Raw genomic sequence first — 24077 nt, 5'->3', positions numbered from 1 at the left:
TCTCATTATGAAGAACTTCTTTGATAGCGAACTCATGCTCTCTAGCTCTTTGAATTTCGTTTTGCTATCGCTTGGGCTAACGCTCCTTTTTCATCTTCCGATTTGGTGTGGGTTCAACTTGAGCCGACGCAAATGGAAGCTTATGGATTATCTATGGCCGTTCTTGGCGGGTATCGGGATGCTGGGTGCAGTGTCTGAGATTCGTGCGAAAGTAGCGGGTGATTGGGTTGAAACCGAACAAACCAGAGCGGTGGCGATTTTAGAATCGGTTCAGCAGTTTTCTTTGGATAAATTAAGAAGTGATACCTGCACCGGTCAGCCATCTTTAGATAGTCACGCTCAGCACCACGAAGCGTGTTTGTGGTATTTGAATACGGCGATCACGTTCAAAGATGTCGATTTCACCTTGTTACCCAACGCATCGGATTTTACGGTTCCTGCGCCGAGCGTGTCGTTGGTTGAAAGCGATGCCGTGTGGGTGGATGGTATGCTGAGTCAGTATGAAAAACAAAAGAACCAATACATTAAAACCAGAGAAGCGCAGGTGAAGCAGCCATTAGAAAGCCTCTTCTGGTATGTAAGTCCTTACTTAGTCTGTTTCGCAATAGCTCTGCGCCTTACTAAAGTGACGGCAGAGCTTAAACTGGATAAGTGCGCAAATAATTAGCTCGACATAGACAGCGCGAACGATAGCAAGATCGGCAAAGTCACCACGCTCAGGAAGTTGCCGAATAGCACCATGGACGCGACCTTGGGCGGCTCGACATTGAAGCGTTCTGCAAACAGGTAGTTCATCACGGCGGGTGGCAACATGGTGAACAGCACCATCATTTGTAAGTGCAGCGTAGGCAGCGGAATAAAGAAGTAGATGATGGCAAAGGCGATGGCTCCTGTGAACAGTGATTGAGCCGTACACAACAAGCCTACTTTGAGTCCGCTTAGCTTCAAGTTCACCATTTGCGAACCTAGCGATAACAGCATGATAGGCACGGCTGCTTGGCCGAGTAGGGAGGTAGCTTCGTAGATTGGATTCCACACTGCAATGCCAGACAGGTTGAGCGTCATCGCTAATGCAGCCGCTAAGAATATCGGCATTTTGAGGATCTGTTTGATCGGGTTACCTTCACTCAACAGCGCCAAGCCAACACTAATGTGCACGCAAGCCGACACAACAAACAGCAGTACAGCAGGGGCTAATGCGCTCTCGCCAAAGGTATAGGTAAATAGGGGAATCGCCAGGTTGCCACTGTTGCGGAACATGTGTGGCGGAGCCCAAGCCTTGAAATTGAGCTTAAAGATCTTGCAGATTGGTATCATCAATAAAGCGGGCACTAACACCGCGACCAAAGAGGCGGTGATGAGTGGCAGTTGTTCGGTGTCGAGAGGCATGGTGGTCAGCGATGCAAACACTAGCGCAGGAATACACACATCCATGTTGATGCGATTGATCGGTTTGAAATCGGGCTTGAGCCAACGACCCACCGCAAAGCCAGCACTGGCTAAAGCAAAAACGGGAAACAGAATGCTGACGACCTGTTCGAACATAGAATTCCTTTCTAAGCGAGAGTGATGATTTGTTTTAAACGGACAAATTACGACTTAATGCCATTAAACCTAACCTATCAACATAAGGCAGCCGCGTCATGGGTGTGGAGCACACCACGAGCAATTATTTGTATTTCTTTGAATTAGGGACAAAAAAAGACCAGCGGCGTTAACGGCTGGTCTTTAAAAGCTAGGCGAATCTGGACGGGTTCTTTAACAACAAAGGTTACCTAGCGTGTGTTTATTAGCGAACTAACTAACGAGCTTCTTGTAATCTTTGAAGTTCACATCGTAGGCCTTTTCGCCGTAGATGTAAGTCTCGCTAACGGTTCTGTCGTCACCCAAACTCATTAGTACAAATAGCTTCTCTTCGAGCTTGGTAGCTTGTTCCATTCTAAAGCGCATCAGCTGTGTAGCGTGCAAGTCGAGCACCACGAAATCCGCTTCTTTACCGACTTCCAAGTTACCAATCTTGTCTTCTAAATGCAGCGAACGTGCGCCGCCTAGTGTTGCCAAGAACAGCGACTTAGCCGAGTGTAGCTTCTTATGTTGTAGCTGCATGATCTTGTACGCTTCACTCATGGTTTGCAGAATCGAGAAGCTGGTGCCTGCGCCTACATCAGTACCGACGCCGACACGAATGCCGTGATCTTCCATCTCAGGTAATCGGAACAAGCCCGAGCCTAAGAACAAATTCGAAGTTGGGCAGAAGGCGATAGCAGATTCAGTATCAGCAAGGCGCTTACACTCACAATCAGAAAGGTGAATACCATGAGCAAATACCGAACGTTTGTGAAGTAGTCCGTAATGGTCATAGACATCTAGGTAGCTGTCGCGCTCTGGGAACAGCGATTTCACCCACTCGATCTCTTTCTCGTTTTCAGAAAGGTGAGTGTGCATGTACACATCTGGATATTCTTCTAGCAGTTTACCGACAGTAGCAAGTTGCTCTGGTGTGCTGGTTGGCGCAAAACGAGGCGTTACCGCGTAAAGCAAACGGCTGCGGTTATGCCATTTCTCAATCAGTTCCTTGGAGTCTGTGTAACCAGATTCCGGTGTGTCAGTGAGGTAATCAGGCGCATTGCGATCCATCAATACCTTACCTGCAATCATGCGTAGGTTACGCTTCTCGGCTTCTTCAAAGAATACGTTGACCGACTCTTTGTGTACCGTGCCGAACACCAGTGCTGTCGTGGTGCCGTTGCTCGCCAGTTCGTCTAGGAATAGCTTTGCCACTTTGTGTGCATAGACTGGGTTTTTGAAGCGTTTTTCTTCTGGGAAGGTGTAGTTCTCTAACCAATCTAGTAGCTGTTCACCGTAAGACGCGATCATCCCTGTTTGAGGGTAGTGGATGTGCGTATCAATAAAGCCAGAGGTGATCAGCTTGTCTTTGTATTCTTTTACTTCGAGTGTTTTAGGTTGGCGAGCCAATACCTCGTCGGCATGCCCTAAGTCGACGACATGGCCGTTTTCAACCACTAAAACACCATCTTCAAAATAGTCGTAAGACTCATCGATACCGACATCTTTTGGGTCGGCGACGCTGTGTAAAATACTGGCGCGATAAGCTTTGCGTTGCGTTGTCATGTTTACTTCCTTTTAATGACTTCAGCGACGTTATGGCCGCTAAAGCTTTGCGACTTGTGTTAGGCGATCTTCTCTTCCAATGGTGGCTCGCCTACGTCGCTTGGTTGACTGTGTTGATCGGTCAAATCCTGATTTCGATATTGTTTGGTTGGGCGCTTTTGTTCAAGCGCTTGGCCTTGATAGTGTGCGATCAGTTCACCCGCAACCGATACCGCAATTTCGGCAGGGTGTTTGCCATTCACAGCACTAATGCCAATAGGGCAAATCATGGTTTCGATTTGTTCTTGGCTGTAGCCGCGCTGCTCTAAGCGGAAGTCGAACTTCTTACGCTTGGTAAGCGAGCCGATCATGCCGAAGTAACGGCTGTCTTCACGGTCGATAATGGCTTTGGTTAGGTCAAAATCGAGCTGGTGGTTGTGCGTCATCACAAGGTAGTAGCTGTTTGGTGGCATGTGTTTGACTTCGCCAACCGGATCGTCTGAAACAAGCTTTTTAACACCGTGTGGCAGCGTTTCAGGGAACACTTCTTCACGTTCATCAATCCAGGTGACACGGAATGGCAGAGTCGCGACAATGTGCAGCAGCGCTTTGGCAACGTGGCCAGCGCCAAACAGCACAAGGTGATTCTGCTGAGTGCCAATCGGCTCAAAGCTTAACGTCGCCATTCCGCCACAACATTGGCCTAGACGAGCGCCTAGGTTGAAGCGTTCTACTTTGAGTGATTTTTCGCTGGCAATCAGCATCTCGCGAGCCATTTTAGTGGCCACATGTTCAAGGTGACCACCACCAATCGTAGCGATGATTCGGTCACGAGTGACAAGCATTTTGGTGCCTGCATCACGTGGCACTGAGCCTCTGTCTTCAAGAACCGTCACCATCACACACGGTTCGTAGTTCTCTTCCAGTTTTGCCAGTTCGTGAATCCAATTATCCTTAAACATACGTCCTCCTAAATCCCTTTATGCTTCCTAAGCTAAACGAACGATATAAGCTCTAAGCCGTTTCTGATTGAGCATCGACCGAAGTCGGAGCCGTTTCAGTGACTTCCTGAATCGCCATCAGAATACGTTCTGGCGTCGCCGGTGTGTTGAGCTTAGGAATCGCGCCATCGACGGCAACATAGCTAATCGCATCTTTCAGTGCGCTCCATACCGACATACCCAACATGAAAGGGGGCTCACCCACGGCTTTCGAGTTGAAGACGGTGTCTTCTGGGTTGCTGCGGTTTTCCAAAAGGTGCGTTCTGAAATCAATTGGCATATCAGCAATCGCTGGGATCTTGTAGCTTGCCGGGCCATTGGTCATTAAGCGGCCTTGCTGGTTCCAAACCAACTCTTCCGTCGTTAACCAACCGACACCTTGCACAAAGCCACCTTCGACTTGGCCGATATCAATCGCAGGGTTCAGTGAAGCACCCACGTCATGCAAAATATCGACACGCAGAATCTTGTTTTCGCCAGTTAGGGTATCGACGATAACCTCTGAACAAGATGCGCCATACGCGTAGTAGTAGAACGGGCGACCGCGCGCTTTCTCGTGATCGTAGTAGATCTTCGGAGTGCGGTAGAAGCCAGTGCTCGATAGCGAGATTTGGTTGAACCAAGCCAGTTCAACAAATGAGTTGAAGGTCATGATCTCATCACGGATTTGCACCATGCCGTTCTTAAATACCACCTCTTCAGGCCACACTTTGAAGTGCGAAGAAGCGAAGTCGATCAGGCGCTGCTTAATGGTTATTGCGGCGTTTTGCGCGGCCTTACCGTTGAGGTCGGCGCCCGATGAGGCTGCGGTTGGTGATGTGTTCGGAACTTTGTCTGTGTTTGTAGCGGTGATCTGGATACGTTCGACATCGACTTGGAACTCCTGTGCAACGATTTGCGCCACTTTGATGTTCAAGCCTTGCCCCATTTCCGTACCACCATGATTCAAATGAATACTGCCATCGGTGTAGATATGGATGAGCGCACCTGCTTGGTTCAAGAAAGTCGCAGTAAACGAGATACCGAATTTCACTGGTGTGATCGCAAGGCCTTTCTTCAAGATAGGGCTTTGCTTGTTGAACTCAGCGATTTCTTTACGACGTGCGTGATAGTCACTGCTGCGTTCAAGCTGTTCGGTTATCTCAGGTAAAAAGTTGTCTTCAACGGTTTGGTAGTAATGAGTCACGTTACGGCCTTCTTCGCCGTAGTAGTTTGCCTTACGTACTTCCAAAGGATCTTTTTTCAGGTAACGCGCAATATCGTCCATGATGTGTTCAATCGTCATCATGCCTTGCGGGCCACCAAAGCCACGGTAAGCGGTGTTCGATGCTGTATTGGTTTTGCATCGATGACCGACCACAGTTGCATCGCCTAGGTAATAGGCGTTGTCTGAGTGGAACATCGCACGGTCGACGATAGAACTTGATAAGTCTGGCGAGTAGCCACAGTTACCTGCAACGGTAATGTCAGCTCCTTGAATCACACCATTGTCGTCAAAACCGACGGTGTATTGGTTGTAGAACGGGTGGCGTTTACCGGTTTGCTGCATGTCTTCACTGCGCAGCAAACGCATTTTTGTAGGTCGGCCTGTAAGGTGAGCAATAACCGCTGCCATACACGCTGGAGAGGCTGCTTGAGTCTCTTTACCACCGAAACCACCACCCATACGACGCATATCAATCACGACTTTGTGCATTGGTACGCCAATCACTTCCGCAACCAGTTTTTGAACTTCGGTCGGGTTTTGAGTCGATGTGTACACGATCATGCCGCCGTCTTCGGTTGGCATCACGCTACTGATTTGAGTTTCTAGGTAGAAGTGTTCTTGGCCGCCGATCTCTAGGTCACCAGAGATCACGTGTTTCGCTTGTGCCAGTGCGGCTTTAGAGTCACCACGTTGTTGAGTGTGGCTTTCTGTCACGAAGTGTTCTTTCTCTAGCGCTTCTTTTACATCAAGAATCGCAGGCAGTTCTTCATATTCAATGATTGCAGCGTGTGCGGCTTTACGTGCGGTTTCTAAATCGTTAGCTGCCACGGCAATCACAGGTTGACCGTAGTATTCCACCTTGCCATCAGCAAGCAGTGGGTCACCCGGAAGAATTGCACCAATATCCAGTTCACCCGGTACGTCTTTCGCTTGAATGGCAATTGCCACGCCTTCAAATTCGTAACACGGTGATAAATCTATTTTGGTGATGTTGGCGTGTGCTTGAGTGCTCAGGCGTGCGTATACGTGCAGCTGATTTGGGAACTCTAGGCGGTCATCAATGTATACCGCTTCGCCCGTGACTTGCTTGGCTGCACTGTCGTGTTTAACGCTTTTACCTACGCCAGTTTTTAGGTCTTGTTTTGCAATGGTAACCATCTCTTCGTGGGTCATCGCATGCTCGTGTGATTTAGACATAAGACGTTACCCTTGTTTCGATTTGGTTGTTTTTGTTCTGTTGTTCAATGAAGTAACGACGCAGCATGTTGGCCGCCGACAATGAACGGTATTCTTGGCTTGCACGGAAATCAGATAGCGGTTCAAAGTCGTTATACAGTTCCTGCATCGCTAACTTAATATTAGCGTCTGTCCACGGTTTGCCTAATAACGTATTTTCACAACGCGCCGCGCGCTTAGGTGTTGCAGCCATACCGCCAAAGGCGATACGAGCGTAAGAAACCTTGCCGTCTTCGATTTGAATATCAAACGCACCACACACTGCAGAGATATCATCATCTAAACGCTTAGACAGTTTGTAAGCTCGGAAGCTGTCGTTAGTTGGCTTAGGAATGATGATCTGTTCAATGAATTCGCTCTCTTTTTGCGCCGTCACTTTGTAGCTGATGAAGTAGTCTTCAATCGGCATGGTACGTGACTCGTCGCCGCAACGAAGTTTGATCTTCGCGTTCAGGGCAATCAGCAGAGGAGGGGTGTCACCGATAGGCGAGGCGTTCGCCACGTTACCGCCGATGGTGCCTTGGTTACGCACTTGCAGTGACGCAAAGCGATGCAGCAGTTCACCAAAATCTGGGTAGTGTTTTTTCAGTAGCGAGTAAGAGTCACTGATAGGCAGGTTGGCACCAATGATTAAATCGGTGTCGGTCTCTTCACATACCTTCATGTCTTCAACAAGGTTTACGCTGATCAGCGTTTCAATCTCACGATGGAATTGCGTCACTTCCAGTGCTAAATCCGTACCGCCAGCAACCAGCTTAGCGTTCGGGTGGGCTTGAAAAAGCTTGGCCAGCTCATCGGTGCTTTTCGGGGAAAAAGCGGTGAGGTGACCAAGGCGTAAGTTGGCCTCGGTGTCTTGAATACTTTCTAGCTTCTTGATGGTGTTGCGTTCGAGCTCAGCGAACTGGTCGATCAAAGGTTGGTCTGTTGAAAGCGACATCGCAGCATCAACAATTGGTCGGTAGCCCGTACAGCGACATAGGTTACCCGCCAGTGATTCCATGACGTCTTCTTTGCTCGCATCGGGTTTGTTTTTGCCTAGTGCAAACATCGACATGATGAAGCCCGGCGTGCAGTAACCACACTGTGAACCGTGAAAATCCACCACTGCTTTCTGCACTGGGTGCAAAGAGCGATCTCGATTTTGCAGATCTTCTACCGTGATCAGTTGTTTGCCATGCAGTGCTGAAACGAACGTAAGGCAAGAGTTCACCGAGCGGTATTGTAGTTGTCCATCAACCACTTCACCCAGAACTACCGTACATGCGCCACAGTCACCCGACCCACAACCTTCTTTTGTACCGGTTTTATTAACCTTGGTACGAAGGTAGTTGAGCACTGTCATGTTAGGTGACAGATTGTCTTCACGTCTTATTTCCTGATTGAGCAAAAAAGTAATCAAGAGACCTCCTTGTAAATCGACATATTTCCATGTGTATTCTTTTTGACTTCTAGGTCAATAATTATCCATCCTGACCCTGTGGTCAACTATTTATTTACAAAAATGCAACAATGAGGCGCAATGTTAAATTGTATACAATTTATTTCATTGTCTACTTGTTTGTTTTATAAAGAGTTGATGGGTTTTTGGTAAGTTTAATAGTGTGAATGTGTTTTTATCTATGTATACAAAAATTGTAGGAGTTTAAGGAGGCGAGCGCATCGGTGTTATTCAGTTCTATAGCCTCATTCAGGCAAGTAATAACAAGGCGAACAGGGGAAGTAGTGGTGATTGTCTAACGATGGAGGAGGGCTTTACGCATAAAAAAGAGAAGTAAACGCTGAGGCTTACTTCTCTTCTGTTTTGTTAACAAAAAGTTGTTAACAAAAGATTTGGATATCTAGTTAGCAGAACTATGATTTGCTCTTGAGCAGATCAGAGAACACCACATGCAGGTCACTCGAAGCTGTGTTGCTGTCTAGGTTGAGCTTGGAGCGAATGTGGCTTAAATGCTCTCGCATTAGGTCAACGGCTTGCTCTTCATCGCCAGACTCTATCGCATCCAGCAATCCTTCATGTTCATCCAAAGAGCAATTTGAGTGGCTGCCGGTTTCGTATTGGGCAATAAGCAGAGAGGTTTGCGATACCAAGCTGCGTTGGAAAGCCAGCAGTGGCGCGTTCTCAGCCATTTCAGCCAGTTTGATGTGGAACTCACCAGATAAACGTAAGCCAGAACCATAGTCACCTTGGTCAAAGGCGCAGTTCTCTTTCGCGACCAGTTTTCTACACTCGTCGATTTGGGCTTTGGTTGCGTTCTTAACCGCTAGCTCAGTGATAGCAATTTCCATCACTTCACGTGCTTTAAATATCTGCTTGGCTTCGTCTACTGTTGGGGCTGCAATCACAGCACCTCGGTTAGGACGGATCACCACAACTTGTTCTAAGGAGAGGCGCAGCAAGGCACGGCGGATAATAGTACGGCTAACGCCAAAGATTTCTGCTAGTGCTTCTTCGCTTAATTTGGTGGCTGGTGGCAGCCTTTGTTCTAGTATCGCGTCGAAGATATGGCAGTAAACAACATCGTCTTGAGTCTGGCCTGTTACTTTCGTTTTTACACCTTTGGAGACAGAGTTTTTGAGAACTGTCATAGAGATAAGGACCCTTGTTTAGTCGAGTTGGGTTGGTCGAGAATAATTCATGAGTATTACTCTATATTGTATACATTTATCTATACAATGCCACTGGATGAAAGTGCGATGCACGCTTATTTGTTAATGACTTATAACATTTAGTTTGCAGGGAACTGTGTGCAATCTTGAGCTTTAAGTCATTCGCCCTAAAACTAGACGCGATTATCGCCGCAGCTGTACGCCACGATCTGGCTGATTTCGCTGAGGCTACGACCTGATTGCTGCTGCCATTCGTTGAAAGCCTTACTTGCCGCGACTTGTGCTCGCTTGGTGTTACGGCCGCTATCCACCACATCGGTACTGCGTAGGTGCGCTTCAACGTCCGATGACAAGATGAAGGTATCTTTACCCATTTGGCGTAAGGTGTAAGCGCCCGTGTTACCACCTAATCGCTTGCCGTGTTTTTTCAGATAATCCCAAAGTTCTGTGATGCGTTCTGATGGCCAGTCGGCAACCATTTGTGAGAACGAATCGGCCTCACGCTTGGCGTTGTGAATCATGGTGGCATTGGCAGGGATGGTCATCACCTTAGTCAGGTGACGAATAATGCGCGGATCTTGCGCTTTCTGTTCCCACATCTCATTCGGCAGCATTAGCATTTTTTCGATATTGAATTCAAAGAACACTTCTTCAAATTGCGGCCATTTCTTTCTCACCACATTCCATGAAATACCACATTGGAATACCTTTTCAGTAAAGGCTGCTAGCCAACGGTCGTCGGTGATCTGTGATAGCTCAGCTTGGGAAAGGGGTGCACGAACAATCTTTTCGAGCTCGGCCGCTCCACCTTTACGGTGAGCCGCACGTTGATAAATAGTGTCGAATTTTTCTTGGGTCATTGGAGGTTCCAAACTAAAGCGATTCTTTATGATATGGGGACTAATTTCTATATGAAAAGGAGCTTAAGCCATTGTCTTCAAATCAAATGAAAGCCAATTAAGAGAGTTTCAATTCCATTTGATACAAGGGCCATGTTTTGCCATTGAACTCTTTCACGCTCGGCTCTTTGTTTACCACCTCAAAGCCCGCTTTGTCGTAGCAGCGTTTTGCGCCGTGGTTTTGCTTGAATACGGCCAAGGTGATGGTGGTGACATCAGGGATTTGTTTCGCAGCGTCTAATGCACTTTCTATCATGGATTGCCCAAGCCCTTTGCCTCGTTGGTTTGGGTGAATCGCAACTCGGCAAAAGCGAAGTTCACTGTCTGACATGCGTTGAAATTCCATAAAGCCAAGCAAGTCCCTGGCGTTTGAGTTGGTGTTTGAATCGGCTTTCGGTTCAGAGTATGACTTAGGTGCAGAAAAGGTATAGAGCTCGACATGTGGCTCTTGAGAGCGTTCGATGATAGAGGCGGCTTCTAATGGCCAACCAAATGTTCGCCCGCCCCATAGAACGTAGTCTTCTAAGGATGTAAACCAAGTGACGATCTCTTCGGCGTCGGATGCTTTAAAGCGGTTTATTTCCATATCCTTCCCTCTTCCTTATCGCGTGTCTCTTTTGTAATCCGTTAAACTTCTGCGCCCAACTGTTCTAGAAAACCGCGCATGTAGTCGGTACGCTTGTTGGCTTCTAATTTGGCGGATTCTGTATTCATGGTTTCAGCCAGCTTGAACAGTTTCACGTAGAAATGGTCGACGCTGTAATGCTTGTCATCTAAGTCACGCTGCTTGGCAAACGGGTCTTCGTGGTTATAAAGCTCTGCGTTAAAGCTTTGGCCAACGTTTAGGCAGCGAGCAATGCCTATCGCACCGAGAGAATCTAGGCGATCAGCATCTTGAACAATCTGTGCTTCCAAGGTTTCTGGTGTGATGTTGGCACTGTAACTGTGAGTGACAATCGCATGATGGATCTCGTCGAGATAGGGCGCAGGATACTCGATAGATTTGAGGAAAGAGATCGCCTTGTCTGCCGCCATTTGTGAGCTTTTGGCTCTGTCTGGGTGGTTCTTGGGAAAGGTGAAACAATCATGAAGGTAAGCAGCAGGCAGAACGACCTCAAGCTTAGCTTGTTCTTGAGCACATAAAGCCTTAGCAGTTTTGACGACGCGCTTGATGTGGCTAATATCATGCGCCGCATCTTGTGTCATTTCTTGTTGTGCAAAATCAAGCAGTTGGCTTTCAATTTTTTCAATCACGCGTCTCTTGCTCCATTATCAATATTGCTTCTCGATTTCCATCGTTTCACATCGACTGTAACAGTTTCTAGCGCGATTTTTTATCTTTTATAAAAGGAATACCCACAAAAAAACCGACTCAGTGAGTCGGCTTAATATTGGTCTTTATTTGTTGTATTGGCTTTTAAGCGGCGGTCTGTTGCAGCTGCGCCAATACATGGTGTAGCGAAGGGCTGATCGTGTGACCAAGCGCTTTTACTTCTTCGCAAGGTTCAACCAAATCTGGAATTTGGAAGCTGATCATGTTCGCTGCCATTGATGAACGAATACCGTTGTTTGAGTCCTCAAACGCTAGGCAGGTTTCAGGTGCAACACCTAAGCGTTCTGCCGCTAGCAGGTAGATCTCTGGGTGAGGCTTGCCGTGAGTCACTTCGCAGCCTGTGCTTAACGAGGTGAAGTACGAGTCTAGGCCAGCCAGCTCAAGCTTCTTCTTTGCGATATCAAGCTGAGTGGAGGTCGCCACCGCGATTGGAATGTCATTCGATTTTAGCCATTCAAGCAGCTCAATCACGCCATCTTTTACTGGGATTGCTTGGTTTTTAACAATTGCACTGTAGCGGGTGCGCCATTCATTATTCAGCGCTGGGTAATCTAACCCTTCACCGTAACCATTTCGAAAAATCTGTTCGATGGTTTTTGCGTTACAACCAATGATGCCTAGATAGACATCTTGCAAAAACGGAACACCTTGCGCGTGACATGCTTCTTCAAAAACCTGCATACAAAGTCGCTCGGTGTCGAGCAGCAGTCCATCCATATCAAAAATAGCAGCTTGAAAATTCATATACGTGGTTCTTTCTGTGTTGTCGTCGTGAGGGCGGGTATTTTGACATAGTGTCTAGTGATAGGCGAGTCAACGTTCAGTAAGAATGTATCCAATCGGCTCGTTAATATGCTTCTGAATGACTTTAAATGTGATTGATTATGGTTGGAATAATATCGTTCAGTTATGAGCCTGATATTTTATAGGACATCCAGATCTAACAGAAACAATTATGATTATTCCACATAACAAATCTAGCTTGTGCGTCCGTCTTCTTATTACATTTCATAAACTTACAGGTCAGTTTGCGTGACCATAATCTTATAAAAAACAATTAACGGGAGCCTGCAATCATAGTGTGACCAAGCAATAAGTAAATGGCTGAGCTTAGGGAGAAAATAACATTAGTCCACATTTTTAGCAGGGTTGCTTATGTTGTATTTTGAGTTTCTATTTTTATTAGTCGTCCTTTATATCGGGTCTCGGTATGGCGGTATTGGCTTAGGTGTTGTTTCTGGTATTGGTTTGGTTATCGAGGTGTTTGTCTTCAAGATGCCACCAACGTCTCCACCTGTCACCGTAATGTTGATCATCCTCGCCGTTGTTACTTGTGCTTCGATACTCGAAGCGGCTGGTGGCTTAAAATACATGCTGCAAGTGGCGGAAAGGGTACTAAGAAAGAACCCGAAACGCGTCACCCTGATAGCACCTTTTGTGACTTATTCGATGACCTTCCTATTGGGTACTGGCCATGCGGTGTATTCCATCATGCCTATCATCGGTGATGTCGCGCTTAAGAACGGTATTCGTCCTGAGCGTCCAATGGCGGCGGCATCTGTCGCGTCTCAACTGGCTATTACTGCCTCGCCAATTTCAGCGGCTGTGGTTTATTACCTCGCACAGCTTTCTGATATTCAACATTCTATTACTCTGCTTTCCATTTTGATGGTGACGGTACCTGCAACGCTGTTTGGTACGTTCTTACTTTCTTTGTACAGCTTGAAACGCGGCAAAGAACTGAACGACGATCCTGAATACCAAGCGCGCCTAAAAGATCCTGAGTGGAAAAAGCGTATTGAAAGCACCACTGCGACGTCTTTGGATGAAGTGCTGCCAACTTCGGCTCGTAATGCGGTATTGATTTTCCTATTGTCGATTGTGGTGATTGTTATCGTGGCGATGGTGCCTGAGATCAGAACCATCGTAGACGGCGACAAGCCAATCAAGATGTCGGTGATCATCCAAATGATGATGCTCTGCTTCGGTGGTATCATCTTGTTAGCGACCAAAACTGACCCGCGAGATGTGCCAAACGGCGTGGTATTCAAGTCGGGTATGGTGGCGGCGATTGCTATCTTCGGTATCGCTTGGATGTCGGATACCTACTTCCAATACGCAATGCCTCAGTTCAAATCTGGCATCGTGGAAATGGTGACCAACTACCCATGGACGTTCGCACTAGCGCTATTCATCGTATCGGTTGTGGTGAACTCACAAGCAGCAACAGCACGTATGATGCTACCGGTTGGCCTGGGCTTAGGATTAGACCCAGCACTGCTTATCGGCTTGATGCCAGCGGTTTACGGCTACTTCTTCATCCCTAACTACCCATCAGATATCGCAACGGTGAACTTCGATGTGTCGGGTACCACCAAGATTGGTAAGTGGTACTTCAACCACTCATTCATGTCGGTTGGTTTAATCGGTGTGGTCGGCGCATGTTGCTTGGGCTACGCATTGGCTCAGATTTTTATCGCTTAATGTATTAGCTCTTTTTTGAAATAGCCAAGACAACAACGAAAAACAGCGCCCATTGAGGCGCTGTTTTTGTTTTAACAGGTTTCGTTTATTAGCTTTCAGGAGAGCTATTAACGTGGCTCAAAAGCCAGCGATTGAATTGCTTCTTCAATCGTTAAGAAGTGGATCTTCATCAGGCACACTTCTGCCTTCTGGAACTCGTGGTTTCGAATCAGTTTAGTCACGCTTTCAACCGAATACTGCTCGGCTCGTTTCGCTAAACCCAGTTGGTTTGAGTTTGATTGAAGCGAGTAGATGTCGCCCTCTGAATCGATGAGGTAATCATCTTCGCCCAAGATCATATCTGAGCATTCCGCCTGGAAATCTTGTTCTGACGCGACGTAAATAAGCTCATCGTCACCGTCGAGTTTTACCAAAGATGGCCAACTGATCATTACTGCCTCTAAATCATGCATATTGAAGTGTGTCTGGACTATAAACGCTTTCGAAGCTTTGGTCATGTGCTGTCCTAAGCGCTATTTACTCAAAGATCGCCCTAATGGTGCGAAGTAACCTTGTAGTGCTTGGTATATCTCTTCTCGATGCGCCATATCCGGATACACGGGGTACATGTCAGGCTTGGTTGTGCCATCCACCAGATAAGCGTTCTTGATATCGGAACACGATTCAATCACCGACTCAAAGGCACGCGCCATCATCTCTGTGGGTAGTGAGAAGTAACGGGCAGACATCGCCTTGTCGGCAATAACACTGCGAGCCACGTAATCGTGTTTGTCCAAGTTATTGTCGCTAAGCAATGTGGCGTCAAACAGAGACATCAAACTCTCGTTTAATGGATGAGGTCTTACTTTTCTATCGTGCAACCAACAGTCGCTGGCGAACAAGATTTGCTTACGAGGGCCAGAAGTATCGCCGATTTCAAACGCTTTCTCAGCGATATAGTGGTCAAACGCATGCCAAAACTCGTGAGCGAGCGCGCCAGCTCCGGCGTTCTTGGCGAGGGCTAATTCTCTCTGGTTGGGGGCATAGTGTGCTTGCACGCCTTTTCTGCCGCCACTGCCAAACGCTAAGCCTAATGTACCGCGTAGGCCAATTGCCTCTGGTGGCAAAGCCAAGATGTAAGCCAAGTCGGCTAGCGAATCGAATATCAGATTTGCGGCCAACTCTTTTTCTTCTTTCGTCACCCAAGCACCCACACGAATGCTGCCCATACCAAAGGTCTGTTTGATGTCCATAAAAGACACCTGATCGCCATGTCGGTAGTCTGGGCCTTCGCGCGTTTTGTATTTAAAGTGAGTTAACTTCAAAAGGGTCCTTGGAAACAGACGTAAGAATGAATGGGGCGCTCAGTGAGATGCACTTGTGTGAGATGCATCTCTTGTAATTAAAGGACGTTAGCACTTTTGATAGCAAATTGCCGAACAAAATTAGTCTAGATTGAGTTCGAAAGCCTCCCATGAGGTTGGGTTACCTTCACGAGTGAGTGGAAAGAGTGGCTGTTGTGGTTTTGCATAGCTTAATCGGTGCAGTCTTTGAGTTACGTGGTAGCTATCAAGCCCCGAAACCGTGACTAAATCCAACGCTTCTAGATCAAGGTAGCCATCCGGCATCACGGCGCGTTTGGGTGCGTGAATCGTTATAACCTCACCGATCAGCATTTGAGTTTGATTGCTTTCGATAGTGATCTGTTCTTTGAACGCTAACCCTATCTTTAAACTGCTTTCCAAGACGAAGGGAGCGGGGAATTTGTCGTCATAATAGGCCGTTAAACCGACCGCGTTGAATTCTGAGACTGGTTTAGGGTAGCGAGCCGAAGTTTGATGAGCCTTTTTGACAAAGTCAGCACCAATGCTGTTAACGGTGAAGTACTTTGTTTCTAGAATGTTTTCTAGCGTATGACGGCGGCTTTTATCTGGGCGAACAATAAAACCAAGCAGCGCCGGATCAGACCCTAGGTGAATGACAGAGCTTACTATCGCAAGGTTTTCAAACCCCTGTTTATCACAAGTGCCAATTAGGTTGGCGCTTTTAAATCCAGACAAGGAATTAACTAAACGAATGCGGTGGCGCGGATCCATTGTTTGGATATCTTGTTTAGAAAGGGTCATATCCTTCATATCCTTCATATCTTCTCTTCTTCTCATTTATTGTTATCTTCGAGCATGCTCACTAACGGACTTATATGTACGAAGAATCCGCTTTTATCGATCAAAGAGCGCTTAGTTTGGCCGTGGGCAGCTTGTCTCTTTTATCTCTGCTACAGCACAATGAACGAGATCCTTTGCATAGATTTACGCGCGTTGACGTCCCTTTACATCACAGGAGCTAAAGTAATGATGTCGTCTTTATGAGTGTTAAAAAATGAAAACAGTCCGCAATATCATTTGGGCAATGATTGCCACAATGTCAGCCTTTTGGTTTGCGATGGAACCGCAATTATTCGCTTCAAGCGATGTCTTTGAATGGCGCTCAGCCATGATTCAGTACTCAGGTATTTTGTCTCTGATGTTAATGTCCATCACCATGATCTTGGCGATGCGTTTACCTATGGTTGAGAATTGGCTGAAAGGTATGGATAAAGCATATCGAGTCCATAAATGGCTCGGTATCGGTGGTGTTGCACTGGGTGTGACACACTGGTTGTGGTACCAAATTCCTAAGTCATTGGTGGTGTCTGGCGTGTTAGATAAGCCTGTTCGACACGATGGTTCAGGGCCGCAAGCTGTTTTGACTGGATGGGAGTTATGGGTCAGTGAATTGCGCGGAATTGCTCAGAGTATTGGCGAATGGGGCTTCTACTTATTACTCATTTTACTTGTGGCGTCACTATGGGCGGCAGTGAAGTACAAACCGTTCAAATTGTCTCACCGTTTGATGTCGGTTGCGTACCTGTTTATCGCTTTTCACTCAGTAATACTGCTTAAACGAGCGTATTGGGGAGAGCCTATTTATTATCTAACTGTGGCATTTGCTTTGGTTGGGTCTATCGCAGCGATTTACAGTTTGTTGGGCTTGGTTGGGCGTCGTAATCGTCACTCAGCGGCCATTACCTCGACTCGTTATTTTCCACAAGCTGAGGTGATGGAGCTAGTCTTAAAACCTGATGCATCTTGGCATGGTCATAACGCTGGGCAGTTTGCATACCTGCGTTTTGGTAATGAAGATCCTCATCCGTTTACCATTGTTTCTGGCAGTGAAGATTCAGAGCTGCGCTTTTTGATCAAAGAGCTGGGTGATTTTACTAATGGCCTTTATGAACGAGTGAAAGCGGGCGATGCGGTTACGGTTGAAGGTCCCTATGGTCGACTTGATTTTGACCTAAGCAAGCCACAAATTTGGATTGCTGGTGGCGTCGGGATTGCGTCGTTTTTTGCAACACTTGAAGCGCTCAAAACAGAACGAGATCATCCTCGTATTGAGTTGTTTTATTGTACTCGCGGTGTTGATAAGCAATTAATCGATGAGTTGTGGCACCTTGCACACGCGGTTGGTGTGAAGTTGACCGTGATAGACACCTTACATTCACCTCGATTGAACGCCGGAAGAATTGTCAATCAATGTGGCGACCTCAACGAGTACGAGATTTATTTCTGTGGGCCGGAGTTGTTCTCTACATCACTGAAAAAAGAATTAGACACCTATCAATTTGATATTGAACAACACTACCACGAAGAGCTGTTTGTGATGCGTTAAAGCCAACTATTGGTGCTGTGATTGTTAAATGAGTCAATCGGCACAGTGCAAAAAGGCGTAAAGTCACTCAATTTGTTATTGCAGCGGTTTGCTATTGAGCGATACCATATAGGGCTGTTTCTTTGGTAAAGATGTAATTATGTCAGATGAAAAACTCGCACTCGAATGGATGCGCCAACAAGCTCATAAAGTTGACCCATACGTTATCGATCCATCGTTTGATGAATGCGTTGAGTTGCTTGATCCTGCCTTCAAGAAAGGCAAGAGTGTTGCTCAACTCAAGTATCTGTTATCAGAAGCAGATCGCCGAGCGGGCGCGGCAGAGCGTAAGCATGCAGCCTTAAAGTATGCCAAAGAAAAAAGCCCAAATGCTGGTCAGATTCTGCGTCTGCAAAGCAAACTTCAACAAGTCCAGTTGGCGTTGAAATTGGCGACTGGCGACAACAACATGACTATCTCTCAGTTCTGTTCAGAGTATGACGTGACTAAGCGTGACGGCAATACGGCATGGAATGAAAAGTTGGTGGAGCAAGGGAAGAGAAAGTAGCCATTAAAAAGCCTGAAAACTGATTTCAGGCTTGGTTGTCAATCCGCTTAATCAGAACCAATACCAGCGCTAAGGTCGAATGTTATTGAAACTGACCTTTTGTGTCCCATCATCTAGGTTCTCCAACTTAACCACATCCCCTTGATAGTAATACGGTTCCATTGGCATCTCGCTGTTGGTCGGCCTTGAGTAATGCAATACTGCTGGCTTCGCGTCAACTTGCTGAGCGAACAAATAGCCAATCAGCGCATGTTCAAACTGGTGATAACCGTTGCCCCAATGGAAAGCTTTGGTGCGTTTTGGATCAAGCCCAACACCTCCGTATTTATGATCGACCCATACATCATGAAAGGTCGGTAGGGTGTATTGCAATACGTCTTTCATTGAACCATCGACCAGCGAAACCGTCATTGCGGCTTGATCAAGCTCCGCCCACTCCCATGATGAAGCCCAATTTGTGTTTGGTCTGCTTTGCCAGCCAGTTATCTCTTGTCCTTTCCACGCCTTCTGAAGTTCTTCGCCATAATATTGGGAGACGCTGGCGAACTCTTTCTGATATTGCGCCTGAGCGAGAGTGTGTTTCATCCCTTTGATGCCAAACTCTTTCCATTCAGAGTTATTCAATGTTTGGCCTGTCAGATAGGTCATCCAATACGCTTTGATGGTGTGCCCAAAATCGTTGTGATTAGCATTCGGCATCATCGCAGCTTTATCGTGAATTGCGCCGTAGAAGCGTTGTTCATCTTCAGAATGGTATTGGTCAATCATGGTTTGCGTGAGCCAGTTTAAGTCATCAAGCCATTTTGATTTGACGGGCTCTTTGAGCAAAGGTGCGACGAGCAACATATAGCCGTTTATCTGATCAAGCTGTGCGACTAGCTCACGTCGTTTTGCACTGCCATCTTCATCGTCAGCAAGTACCCAAACAAGACCGCTGTTGTCGCTAAGTCGATATTTATCAAAGATAAAAGCTTGTTGTGCGATGAGTGCTTGTTCTACCTTTTTGTCTTGGGTCAAGTAGTAGTACATAGCAAGGCCAACCAGCGCGTACGCTTGATCTTGAGAGGTACGCTGCTGCCAATCCTGGCCTACTTTTCCCTCTTTTGTGTAGCCGATAAAGCCGCCGTTTTGCTTATCTTCTAGCTGATCAATTATGTAGTAGGCACCTTGCTTGGCAAGCGCTAAAGCCTGTTTATCGCCAGTAAGGTGGTAGAGCACGCCATAGGCATAAGTTTGACGTGACTTCATCCGCGTAAACTCTTTGCCAAAGTGTGGCGTGATCCAGCCTTTGTTCAGTTCAGGGCACACATCGGAAACATCTAGCAAGATACCGTCATCACAGCGGAAAGTCGGGAAGTTACCTACCGGTTCTCCTTGAGCGCTAGGCATCAACCAGTAAGGTGCAAGCCCTTCAGTAGCATGGTTGAGCCACTCTTCTCCAGAAGGAAGAGGGGCGTTGGCAGATACGGCGAAGCTAGTAACACTGAGTAATGCGATCGTTGCTCGTAACATTATGTTTATCTTAACTATTTGAATTTCCTTGAATATAAACAATCACATCTGCACATTGTGATTCGGTGATCACAATCGACCAAATTATTGCGGAGTAGAGGAAGGTTTACAGATCATTGAGTGGTACCGGGATAGTCGAATTGTATCTAGCATTATCCATAATTCGAATAATTTATAATGATTATAAGTCATTGGATGGGATTTGGTCTCCTTCGTATACTGGGTTCAAACAAAGGATGTTTTTTAAACAATTGAATGTTTCACCTTTACGAAGAGATATGCTCAACATGAAAAAACTTCTATTAGCTTCGCTACTTGCTATCAGCACAATGCCGGTCTATTCCCAATCATTCGATGATACAGATGACATCCTTAATCGCGCATCACAGATTGAAAATCTCGAATACAAAATGATGGTGCAGCGCGCCACTCAAACAGCAATCCATTATATGCCGGCTGTGACTCAAATCGATTTCCTAAAAGCGACCCGTCGTGACCTTGGTGGCGACTTCAACGATGTGGTTTACGTGAACGAACCTTTTGGTTCCGAAAAGGGGTTTCTCACCGCGAACGATACCACCGCGTACGCTTGGGCAACGATAACGTCGAAGAACGGCCCGGTGGTGATTGAGGTTCCAGCAGCAACAGACAAAGTGAACTACTTTGGCTCAATCGTTAACCAATGGGAGGTTCCTATTGCTGATGTTGGCTACAAAGGTGCTGACGAAGGCAAAGGAGGGAAGTATCTATTCTTGCCACCAGGTTACGACAGTAAATTAGGTACGAAGCAGGAACTCGAAAGTAAGGGTTACCTTGTATTTGAAACGGATACGTACCTGTATGGCTTTTCATTCAGACCGTCATTAACCAATGGGGCGACAGATTTGGATGCGGGTAACTACGCGAAGCAAATCAAAATCTACAACTTAGCCGATGCAGAAAATCCACCTAAGACAGATTACTTGGACGCAACAGATGTCGCTTATGACAGCCTCCCTTATTACAACGAGACGTTTTTTCAAGACATTAATGACGTCATCCAAGAGAACCCGGTCAGAACGCAAGACAAAGCAATGGCGTCGTTACTAAAAGACCTTGGTATTGAAAAAGGGAAAAAATTCGACCCAACAGCTGAGCAGAAAAAAGCGATGAGTGAAGGTGTGCTGATGGCCTATGCGCACATGCAATCAAAGTTCGTTGAACCGGATCAAACGGTGAGTGCGCTATGGAGAGACGAAAACGGCAAACCTCTGTCGCAATGGTCCTTCTGGAATTTTGGCCTTCAAGCTCAGCTTGGTTTCCCATTTGTGGATGAAGATGAGGTGTTAGTTGATAAGCGTGCGGCGTCGTACTTCTACGTGACTTACTTGCCTAAACAACTCGGTGGTTCAACCTTTTATCTAACGGGTTTACGTGATTCAAAAGGTGAGATGTTAGATGGCAAAGCGACGTACAAGCTCAATGTACCAGCCGATACGCCTGTCGAGGACTTCTGGTCAGCGATTGTTTACAACATGGAAACCAAGAATTTTGTTAAAGGAGTCGATCGAGTAGGACTATCGTCTCGAAACGCTGACACGATGAAAAAGAATCCAGATGGTTCGTATGATCTGTATTTCGGCCCTGAAGCACCAAAAGGGCAGGAGGAAAACTGGGTTCCTACAGGTGGTGAAGATTACTTCTTATTGTTCCGACTTTACCGTCCAACATCGAAGACTTTCTTTAAAAACTGGATGCTAGAAGACATGGAAAAAATCAGTGGCTAGCAAGCAATAGAGACTCAACCGTCTCTGCAAGTAAATAGCTTAATGCGTGCCCCTAAGTGAAGCATACAAATTGGGGCCGGTTAGGCGATGAGAATCATTTTAGACAAGAGAAAATATTATGAAAAAATCGATTATTGTTACGCTGCTGATTACTTTAGGTTGTTCATCTGTGGCGCTCGCTGAGCCTAAATTTAGTGCGCAAGTACCAGATAGTATCATTACGCCAAATAAGGTCGAATCTGCCTATCTAGGTGAGCTCAACTATACCGATGGTGCCCCGACATTAGAAACGCACGCCAAGGTGCAAGATTTTGTTCAAGTCTCTAATGCTGTTCGTGTTTTTCTATCCGGTATTCCAGTTGCTTCAATACAAGGGTTATTGTTGGGGCATGAGAGTATCGGCATGAAGCCTAATCAAACCATCGCAATTTCTGAAGACAACTTAGACGCCAATAGCCTTTGGTTAACAGCAAACACGACGACACCTTATGTCACTTCGGAAATTGATGTAAAAAATGGCCCGGTGATTCTAGAAGTTCCTACTCCGGTTATGGGTTTACTCGACAATGCTGCATTTAAATACGTTGATCGAATTGGTGTCACTCACCCAGACAATGCAGCTAAATCAGGCAAGTATTTTATCCGTCACTCTTCGTGGAAGGGCGAGGTTCCCGAAGGGTACATTGAGGTTGTCAGCGAAGGGTATCAACATTGGCTGTTGCTGCGTTTGGTGAGCTCGCCAGAGAGTATGGAACAGAGCATTACAACATTAAAAAACACCACCAAACTGTATCCGTATGGCAAAGAAGATAAGACAGAGTTCATCAATATTTCTGGCGTCGATTACAACACCATTCATGCTATGGACGAGACGTTCTACGATGAGGTGAATGCACTCATTCAATACGAACCCACTGATATTTTTGATGCTGAATGGTTGTCGTTGGCTAAAGATATTGGAATAGAAAAAGGGCAAGAGTTTGTGCCAAACACACGTATGCAGCAAATACTGTCGGAAGCTGCAAAAATAGCGACTGCTGAAGTACGCTCAAGCTATTTCCACCCTAAAGAAGAGATGTTTCGCTACGATGATAGACAATGGTTCACTCCGTTAGTCTCAGGCCATGAATTTAAAGATGCAAATGGCGTAATTGACTCCGATATGCGAGCAACATTCCACTTCATGGCAACCGGGATTACACCAGATATGGTGACGAAAACCGTAGGAAAAGGATCGGATTATCTGTTGGCGACACGTGATGCCAACAAGGAAGTGTTGGATGGCAGTCAGCACTACACGGTGACTTTGCCACCGAATGCACCAGTAGAGCAGTTTTGGTCATTTATGATCTACGATAACCAGACTCGCTCCATGCTAGAGACCGACCAAAAATCTGCTGGTCTTGATGGTTTGAGTGAAGATATTAAGAAGAACAGCGATGGTTCTATCACTGTCCATTTTTCGCCCAATGCTCCCAAAGGAATGGAACATAACTGGGTTCAAACGACGGAAGGCAAAGGGTTTAATATCATCTTCCGCATGTATTCGCCGACAGAAAAGTGGTTTGATAATTCATGGAAACCAAGTGATTTTGTTAAGGTGAAATAGAAGGTATCGCAAGTTTGAATGCACCCTATAAATGGGTGCATCTTTTCATGTTAAGGTTATTCAGCGCTTAGCACTGTGATTGCTCAAAGATAGCTAGAGGATTTATGCGAAAAGACATGTCATATCAGTTGAATCGAGTCGACCTAAATTTGCTGGTGGCCTTTGATACATTGCTTAAAGAACGCAACGTAACCAATGCTGCAAAGGCGTTATTTGTGTCACAGTCGGCCATGAGTCGCAGCTTAAAACGGCTGAGAGAAACCTTTGATGATCCTCTCTTTATCAGAACATCTACGGGCCTAACACCAACATCAAAAGCACTAGAGTTAGGCCAAGAACTGCAACACATTCTGCCGCAGCTAAACGCGTTATTTCAGCGCAATCAATTTGATCCTCGAGAGTGCAACGATACGTTTTCGATCTCTTTACCGACCTTTCTAGGGAGCACCATTCTTCCCAATCTAGCCTTGGGATTATTTGAAGAAGCACCGGATGTGAACTTGATAGAGATGGCTGCGAAAAGTAACCCTTATGACTTGCTCGACAAAGGTAAGTTAGACTTTGTGATTCATTATGCAAGCTCGTTAGATCAAAAATACCAAGCCACCAAAATAGGGACCATTTATCCCAAATTGTTTGTTAGAAAGGAGCACCCTCTGGTTGGAAGGGCATCAACGTTAGATGAGATCATGCAATACCCAGTGCTTGCTATGAACGTTGAAGAAGACCACAAGCAAGCATTCAATACCCCTTTACAACAGATCTTATTGGAGCTTGAAAGTGATAAACGCCCAAAGCTTCGAAGTACTCAAACTCATGTATTAATGGAAATCGCTTCTCGTTCTGATGCGGTGATTTTTGGCATGAACGCCTTAAATGCTTTGTCAGATTTCGATCATCGGTTTGTCGATATTTATGATTTTGTAGATAGCAAGCAATATCACGTAGACCTTTATTTATTGCAGCATCAACGTACATTTACATCCGCTTCGCATCAGTGGATAGCGTCTAGGTTTAATGAGCTGTTGAAGACCATACTCTGAGAAAATGCTCTCTAGTGAAATGTCTCTAACCG

At 46.2% G+C, this 24077-nt stretch carries 21 protein-coding genes; 7 read left to right on the top strand and 14 right to left on the bottom strand.

All coding sequences use genetic code 11. The features are described from left to right. Positions 1-142: 142 nt before the first annotated feature. Entirely contained in the window at positions 143-667 is a 525-nt protein-coding gene (locus MSG38_RS08155) for a hypothetical protein (protein WP_050632517.1), read from the top strand. On the opposite strand, the gene MSG38_RS08150 is transcribed toward MSG38_RS08155, so the two are convergent. From MSG38_RS08150 to MSG38_RS08105, 10 genes are all read right to left on the bottom strand, one after another. Continuing rightward, positions 664-1545, bottom strand: a complete 882-nt coding sequence (locus tag MSG38_RS08150) for an AEC family transporter (RefSeq protein WP_004732869.1) — start codon at positions 1543-1545, stop codon at positions 664-666. The two genes, MSG38_RS08155 and MSG38_RS08150, sit on opposite strands and share 4 nt — an antisense overlap. A gap of 252 nt (positions 1546-1797) precedes the next feature. Then, positions 1798-3132, bottom strand: coding sequence for a guanine deaminase (gene guaD, locus MSG38_RS08145; protein WP_248401576.1), 1335 nt, complete (start codon positions 3130-3132; stop codon positions 1798-1800). A gap of 59 nt (positions 3133-3191) precedes the next feature. After that, complete coding sequence (gene xdhC / locus MSG38_RS08140; protein ID WP_017630713.1) at positions 3192-4073, bottom strand: xanthine dehydrogenase accessory protein XdhC; 882 nt, start codon at positions 4071-4073, stop codon at positions 3192-3194. Positions 4074-4125: 52 nt separating this feature from the next. After that, positions 4126-6516: a xanthine dehydrogenase molybdopterin binding subunit gene (gene xdhB / locus MSG38_RS08135; protein ID WP_248401575.1), complete on the bottom strand. Its 2391-nt coding sequence runs from the start codon at positions 6514-6516 to the stop codon at positions 4126-4128. Next, complete coding sequence (gene xdhA, locus MSG38_RS08130; RefSeq protein WP_050632513.1) at positions 6509-7954, bottom strand: xanthine dehydrogenase small subunit; 1446 nt, start codon at positions 7952-7954, stop codon at positions 6509-6511. Before xdhA ends, xdhB begins: the two co-directional genes overlap by 8 nt. Positions 7955-8406: 452 nt before the next feature. Continuing rightward, positions 8407-9141 carry a GntR family transcriptional regulator gene (locus MSG38_RS08125; protein WP_048611788.1) on the bottom strand — a complete coding sequence of 245 codons (735 nt, stop codon included), beginning with the start codon at positions 9139-9141 and terminating at the stop codon, positions 8407-8409. 194 nt (positions 9142-9335) lie between these two features. Beyond that, positions 9336-10022, bottom strand: a complete 687-nt coding sequence (locus tag MSG38_RS08120; protein WP_017101307.1) for a DNA-3-methyladenine glycosylase I — start codon at positions 10020-10022, stop codon at positions 9336-9338. 97 nt (positions 10023-10119) lie between these two features. Further along, positions 10120-10647, bottom strand: a complete 528-nt coding sequence (locus tag MSG38_RS08115; protein ID WP_248401574.1) for an N-acetyltransferase — start codon at positions 10645-10647, stop codon at positions 10120-10122. Between the two features lie 41 nt (positions 10648-10688). Further along, positions 10689-11315 carry an HD domain-containing protein gene (locus MSG38_RS08110; protein ID WP_248401573.1) on the bottom strand — a complete coding sequence of 209 codons (627 nt, stop codon included), beginning with the start codon at positions 11313-11315 and terminating at the stop codon, positions 10689-10691. A 163-nt stretch (positions 11316-11478) separates the two neighbouring features. Continuing rightward, positions 11479-12138, bottom strand: a complete 660-nt coding sequence (locus MSG38_RS08105; protein WP_248401572.1) for an HAD family phosphatase — start codon at positions 12136-12138, stop codon at positions 11479-11481. Between the two features lie 411 nt (positions 12139-12549). Between MSG38_RS08105 and MSG38_RS08100 the strand changes: the two genes are divergently transcribed. Continuing rightward, a complete protein-coding gene (locus tag MSG38_RS08100; protein WP_010432780.1) occupies positions 12550-13878 on the top strand; it encodes an anaerobic C4-dicarboxylate transporter in 1329 nt (442 codons plus the stop codon). A 107-nt stretch (positions 13879-13985) separates the two neighbouring features. On the opposite strand, the gene MSG38_RS08095 is transcribed toward MSG38_RS08100, so the two are convergent. The 3 genes from MSG38_RS08095 to MSG38_RS08085 all read right to left on the bottom strand — a co-directional run bounded on the left by MSG38_RS08095 (position 13986) and on the right by MSG38_RS08085 (position 15992). Next, positions 13986-14309: a DUF4144 domain-containing protein gene (locus MSG38_RS08095; protein ID WP_248401727.1), complete on the bottom strand. Its 324-nt coding sequence runs from the start codon at positions 14307-14309 to the stop codon at positions 13986-13988. An 81-nt stretch (positions 14310-14390) separates the two neighbouring features. Further along, a complete protein-coding gene (locus MSG38_RS08090; RefSeq protein WP_248401571.1) occupies positions 14391-15182 on the bottom strand; it encodes a CLCA_X family protein in 792 nt (263 codons plus the stop codon). Positions 15183-15302: 120 nt separating this feature from the next. Next, positions 15303-15992, bottom strand: coding sequence for a flavin reductase (locus MSG38_RS08085; protein ID WP_019821275.1), 690 nt, complete (start codon positions 15990-15992; stop codon positions 15303-15305). 244 nt (positions 15993-16236) lie between these two features. Here MSG38_RS08085 and MSG38_RS08080 point away from each other — a divergent pair, with 244 nt between their 5' ends. After that, positions 16237-17568: a ferric reductase-like transmembrane domain-containing protein gene (locus MSG38_RS08080; RefSeq protein ID WP_050645879.1), complete on the top strand. Its 1332-nt coding sequence runs from the start codon at positions 16237-16239 to the stop codon at positions 17566-17568. A gap of 139 nt (positions 17569-17707) precedes the next feature. Further along, positions 17708-18115 (top strand): hypothetical protein, encoded by a 408-nt coding sequence (locus MSG38_RS08075; protein ID WP_017061620.1) that lies wholly within the window; start codon positions 17708-17710, stop codon positions 18113-18115. A gap of 69 nt (positions 18116-18184) precedes the next feature. Here MSG38_RS08075 and MSG38_RS08070 read toward each other — a convergent pair whose 3' ends face one another. Further along, entirely contained in the window at positions 18185-19627 is a 1443-nt protein-coding gene (locus MSG38_RS08070; protein WP_248401570.1) for an N-acylglucosamine 2-epimerase, read from the bottom strand. Between the two features lie 287 nt (positions 19628-19914). Here MSG38_RS08070 and MSG38_RS08065 point away from each other — a divergent pair, with 287 nt between their 5' ends. The 3 genes from MSG38_RS08065 (at position 19915) to MSG38_RS08055 (ending at position 24045) form a co-directional block, all read left to right on the top strand. After that, a complete protein-coding gene (locus MSG38_RS08065) occupies positions 19915-21393 on the top strand; it encodes a DUF1214 domain-containing protein (protein WP_059018333.1) in 1479 nt (492 codons plus the stop codon). Positions 21394-21511: 118 nt separating this feature from the next. Then, a complete protein-coding gene (locus MSG38_RS08060; RefSeq protein WP_248401569.1) occupies positions 21512-23002 on the top strand; it encodes a DUF1214 domain-containing protein in 1491 nt (496 codons plus the stop codon). A 104-nt stretch (positions 23003-23106) separates the two neighbouring features. Then, the gene (locus tag MSG38_RS08055) at positions 23107-24045 is read left to right on the top strand and encodes a LysR family transcriptional regulator (RefSeq protein ID WP_248401568.1); all 939 of its coding nucleotides are present in this window, start codon (positions 23107-23109) and stop codon (positions 24043-24045) included. The last annotated feature ends 32 nt before the right edge of the window (positions 24046-24077 follow it).

This window comes from Vibrio sp. 1CM24A, from assembly GCF_023161725.1.
Taxonomy (GTDB): domain Bacteria; phylum Pseudomonadota; class Gammaproteobacteria; order Enterobacterales; family Vibrionaceae; genus Vibrio; species Vibrio coralliirubri.
The sequence above is the reverse complement of the archived record's forward strand: the minus strand, read 5'-3'. Positions and strand labels throughout refer to the sequence as shown.

What these genes read in the sequence shown, in the direction of transcription:
- MSG38_RS08155 (WP_050632517.1), top strand. Translation starts at nt 143, where the DNA reads ATGGATTATCTATGGCCGTTCTTGGCGGGTATCGGGATGCTGGGTGCA.
- MSG38_RS08150 (WP_004732869.1), bottom strand. Translation starts at nt 1,545, where the DNA reads ATGTTCGAACAGGTCGTCAGCATTCTGTTTCCCGTTTTTGCTTTAGCC.
- guaD (WP_248401576.1), bottom strand. Translation starts at nt 3,132, where the DNA reads ATGACAACGCAACGCAAAGCTTATCGCGCCAGTATTTTACACAGCGTC.
- xdhC (WP_017630713.1), bottom strand. Translation starts at nt 4,073, where the DNA reads ATGTTTAAGGATAATTGGATTCACGAACTGGCAAAACTGGAAGAGAAC.
- xdhB (WP_248401575.1), bottom strand. Translation starts at nt 6,516, where the DNA reads ATGTCTAAATCACACGAGCATGCGATGACCCACGAAGAGATGGTTACC.
- MSG38_RS08125 (WP_048611788.1), bottom strand. Translation starts at nt 9,141, where the DNA reads ATGACAGTTCTCAAAAACTCTGTCTCCAAAGGTGTAAAAACGAAAGTA.
- MSG38_RS08120 (WP_017101307.1), bottom strand. Translation starts at nt 10,022, where the DNA reads ATGACCCAAGAAAAATTCGACACTATTTATCAACGTGCGGCTCACCGT.
- MSG38_RS08115 (WP_248401574.1), bottom strand. Translation starts at nt 10,647, where the DNA reads ATGGAAATAAACCGCTTTAAAGCATCCGACGCCGAAGAGATCGTCACT.
- MSG38_RS08105 (WP_248401572.1), bottom strand. Translation starts at nt 12,138, where the DNA reads ATGAATTTTCAAGCTGCTATTTTTGATATGGATGGACTGCTGCTCGAC.
- MSG38_RS08100 (WP_010432780.1), top strand. Translation starts at nt 12,550, where the DNA reads ATGTTGTATTTTGAGTTTCTATTTTTATTAGTCGTCCTTTATATCGGG.
- MSG38_RS08095 (WP_248401727.1), bottom strand. Translation starts at nt 14,309, where the DNA reads ATGATCAGTTGGCCATCTTTGGTAAAACTCGACGGTGACGATGAGCTT.
- MSG38_RS08085 (WP_019821275.1), bottom strand. Translation starts at nt 15,992, where the DNA reads ATGAAGGATATGACCCTTTCTAAACAAGATATCCAAACAATGGATCCG.
- MSG38_RS08080 (WP_050645879.1), top strand. Translation starts at nt 16,237, where the DNA reads ATGAAAACAGTCCGCAATATCATTTGGGCAATGATTGCCACAATGTCA.
- MSG38_RS08075 (WP_017061620.1), top strand. Translation starts at nt 17,708, where the DNA reads ATGTCAGATGAAAAACTCGCACTCGAATGGATGCGCCAACAAGCTCAT.
- MSG38_RS08070 (WP_248401570.1), bottom strand. Translation starts at nt 19,627, where the DNA reads ATGTTACGAGCAACGATCGCATTACTCAGTGTTACTAGCTTCGCCGTA.
- MSG38_RS08065 (WP_059018333.1), top strand. Translation starts at nt 19,915, where the DNA reads ATGAAAAAACTTCTATTAGCTTCGCTACTTGCTATCAGCACAATGCCG.
- MSG38_RS08060 (WP_248401569.1), top strand. Translation starts at nt 21,512, where the DNA reads ATGAAAAAATCGATTATTGTTACGCTGCTGATTACTTTAGGTTGTTCA.
- MSG38_RS08055 (WP_248401568.1), top strand. Translation starts at nt 23,107, where the DNA reads ATGCGAAAAGACATGTCATATCAGTTGAATCGAGTCGACCTAAATTTG.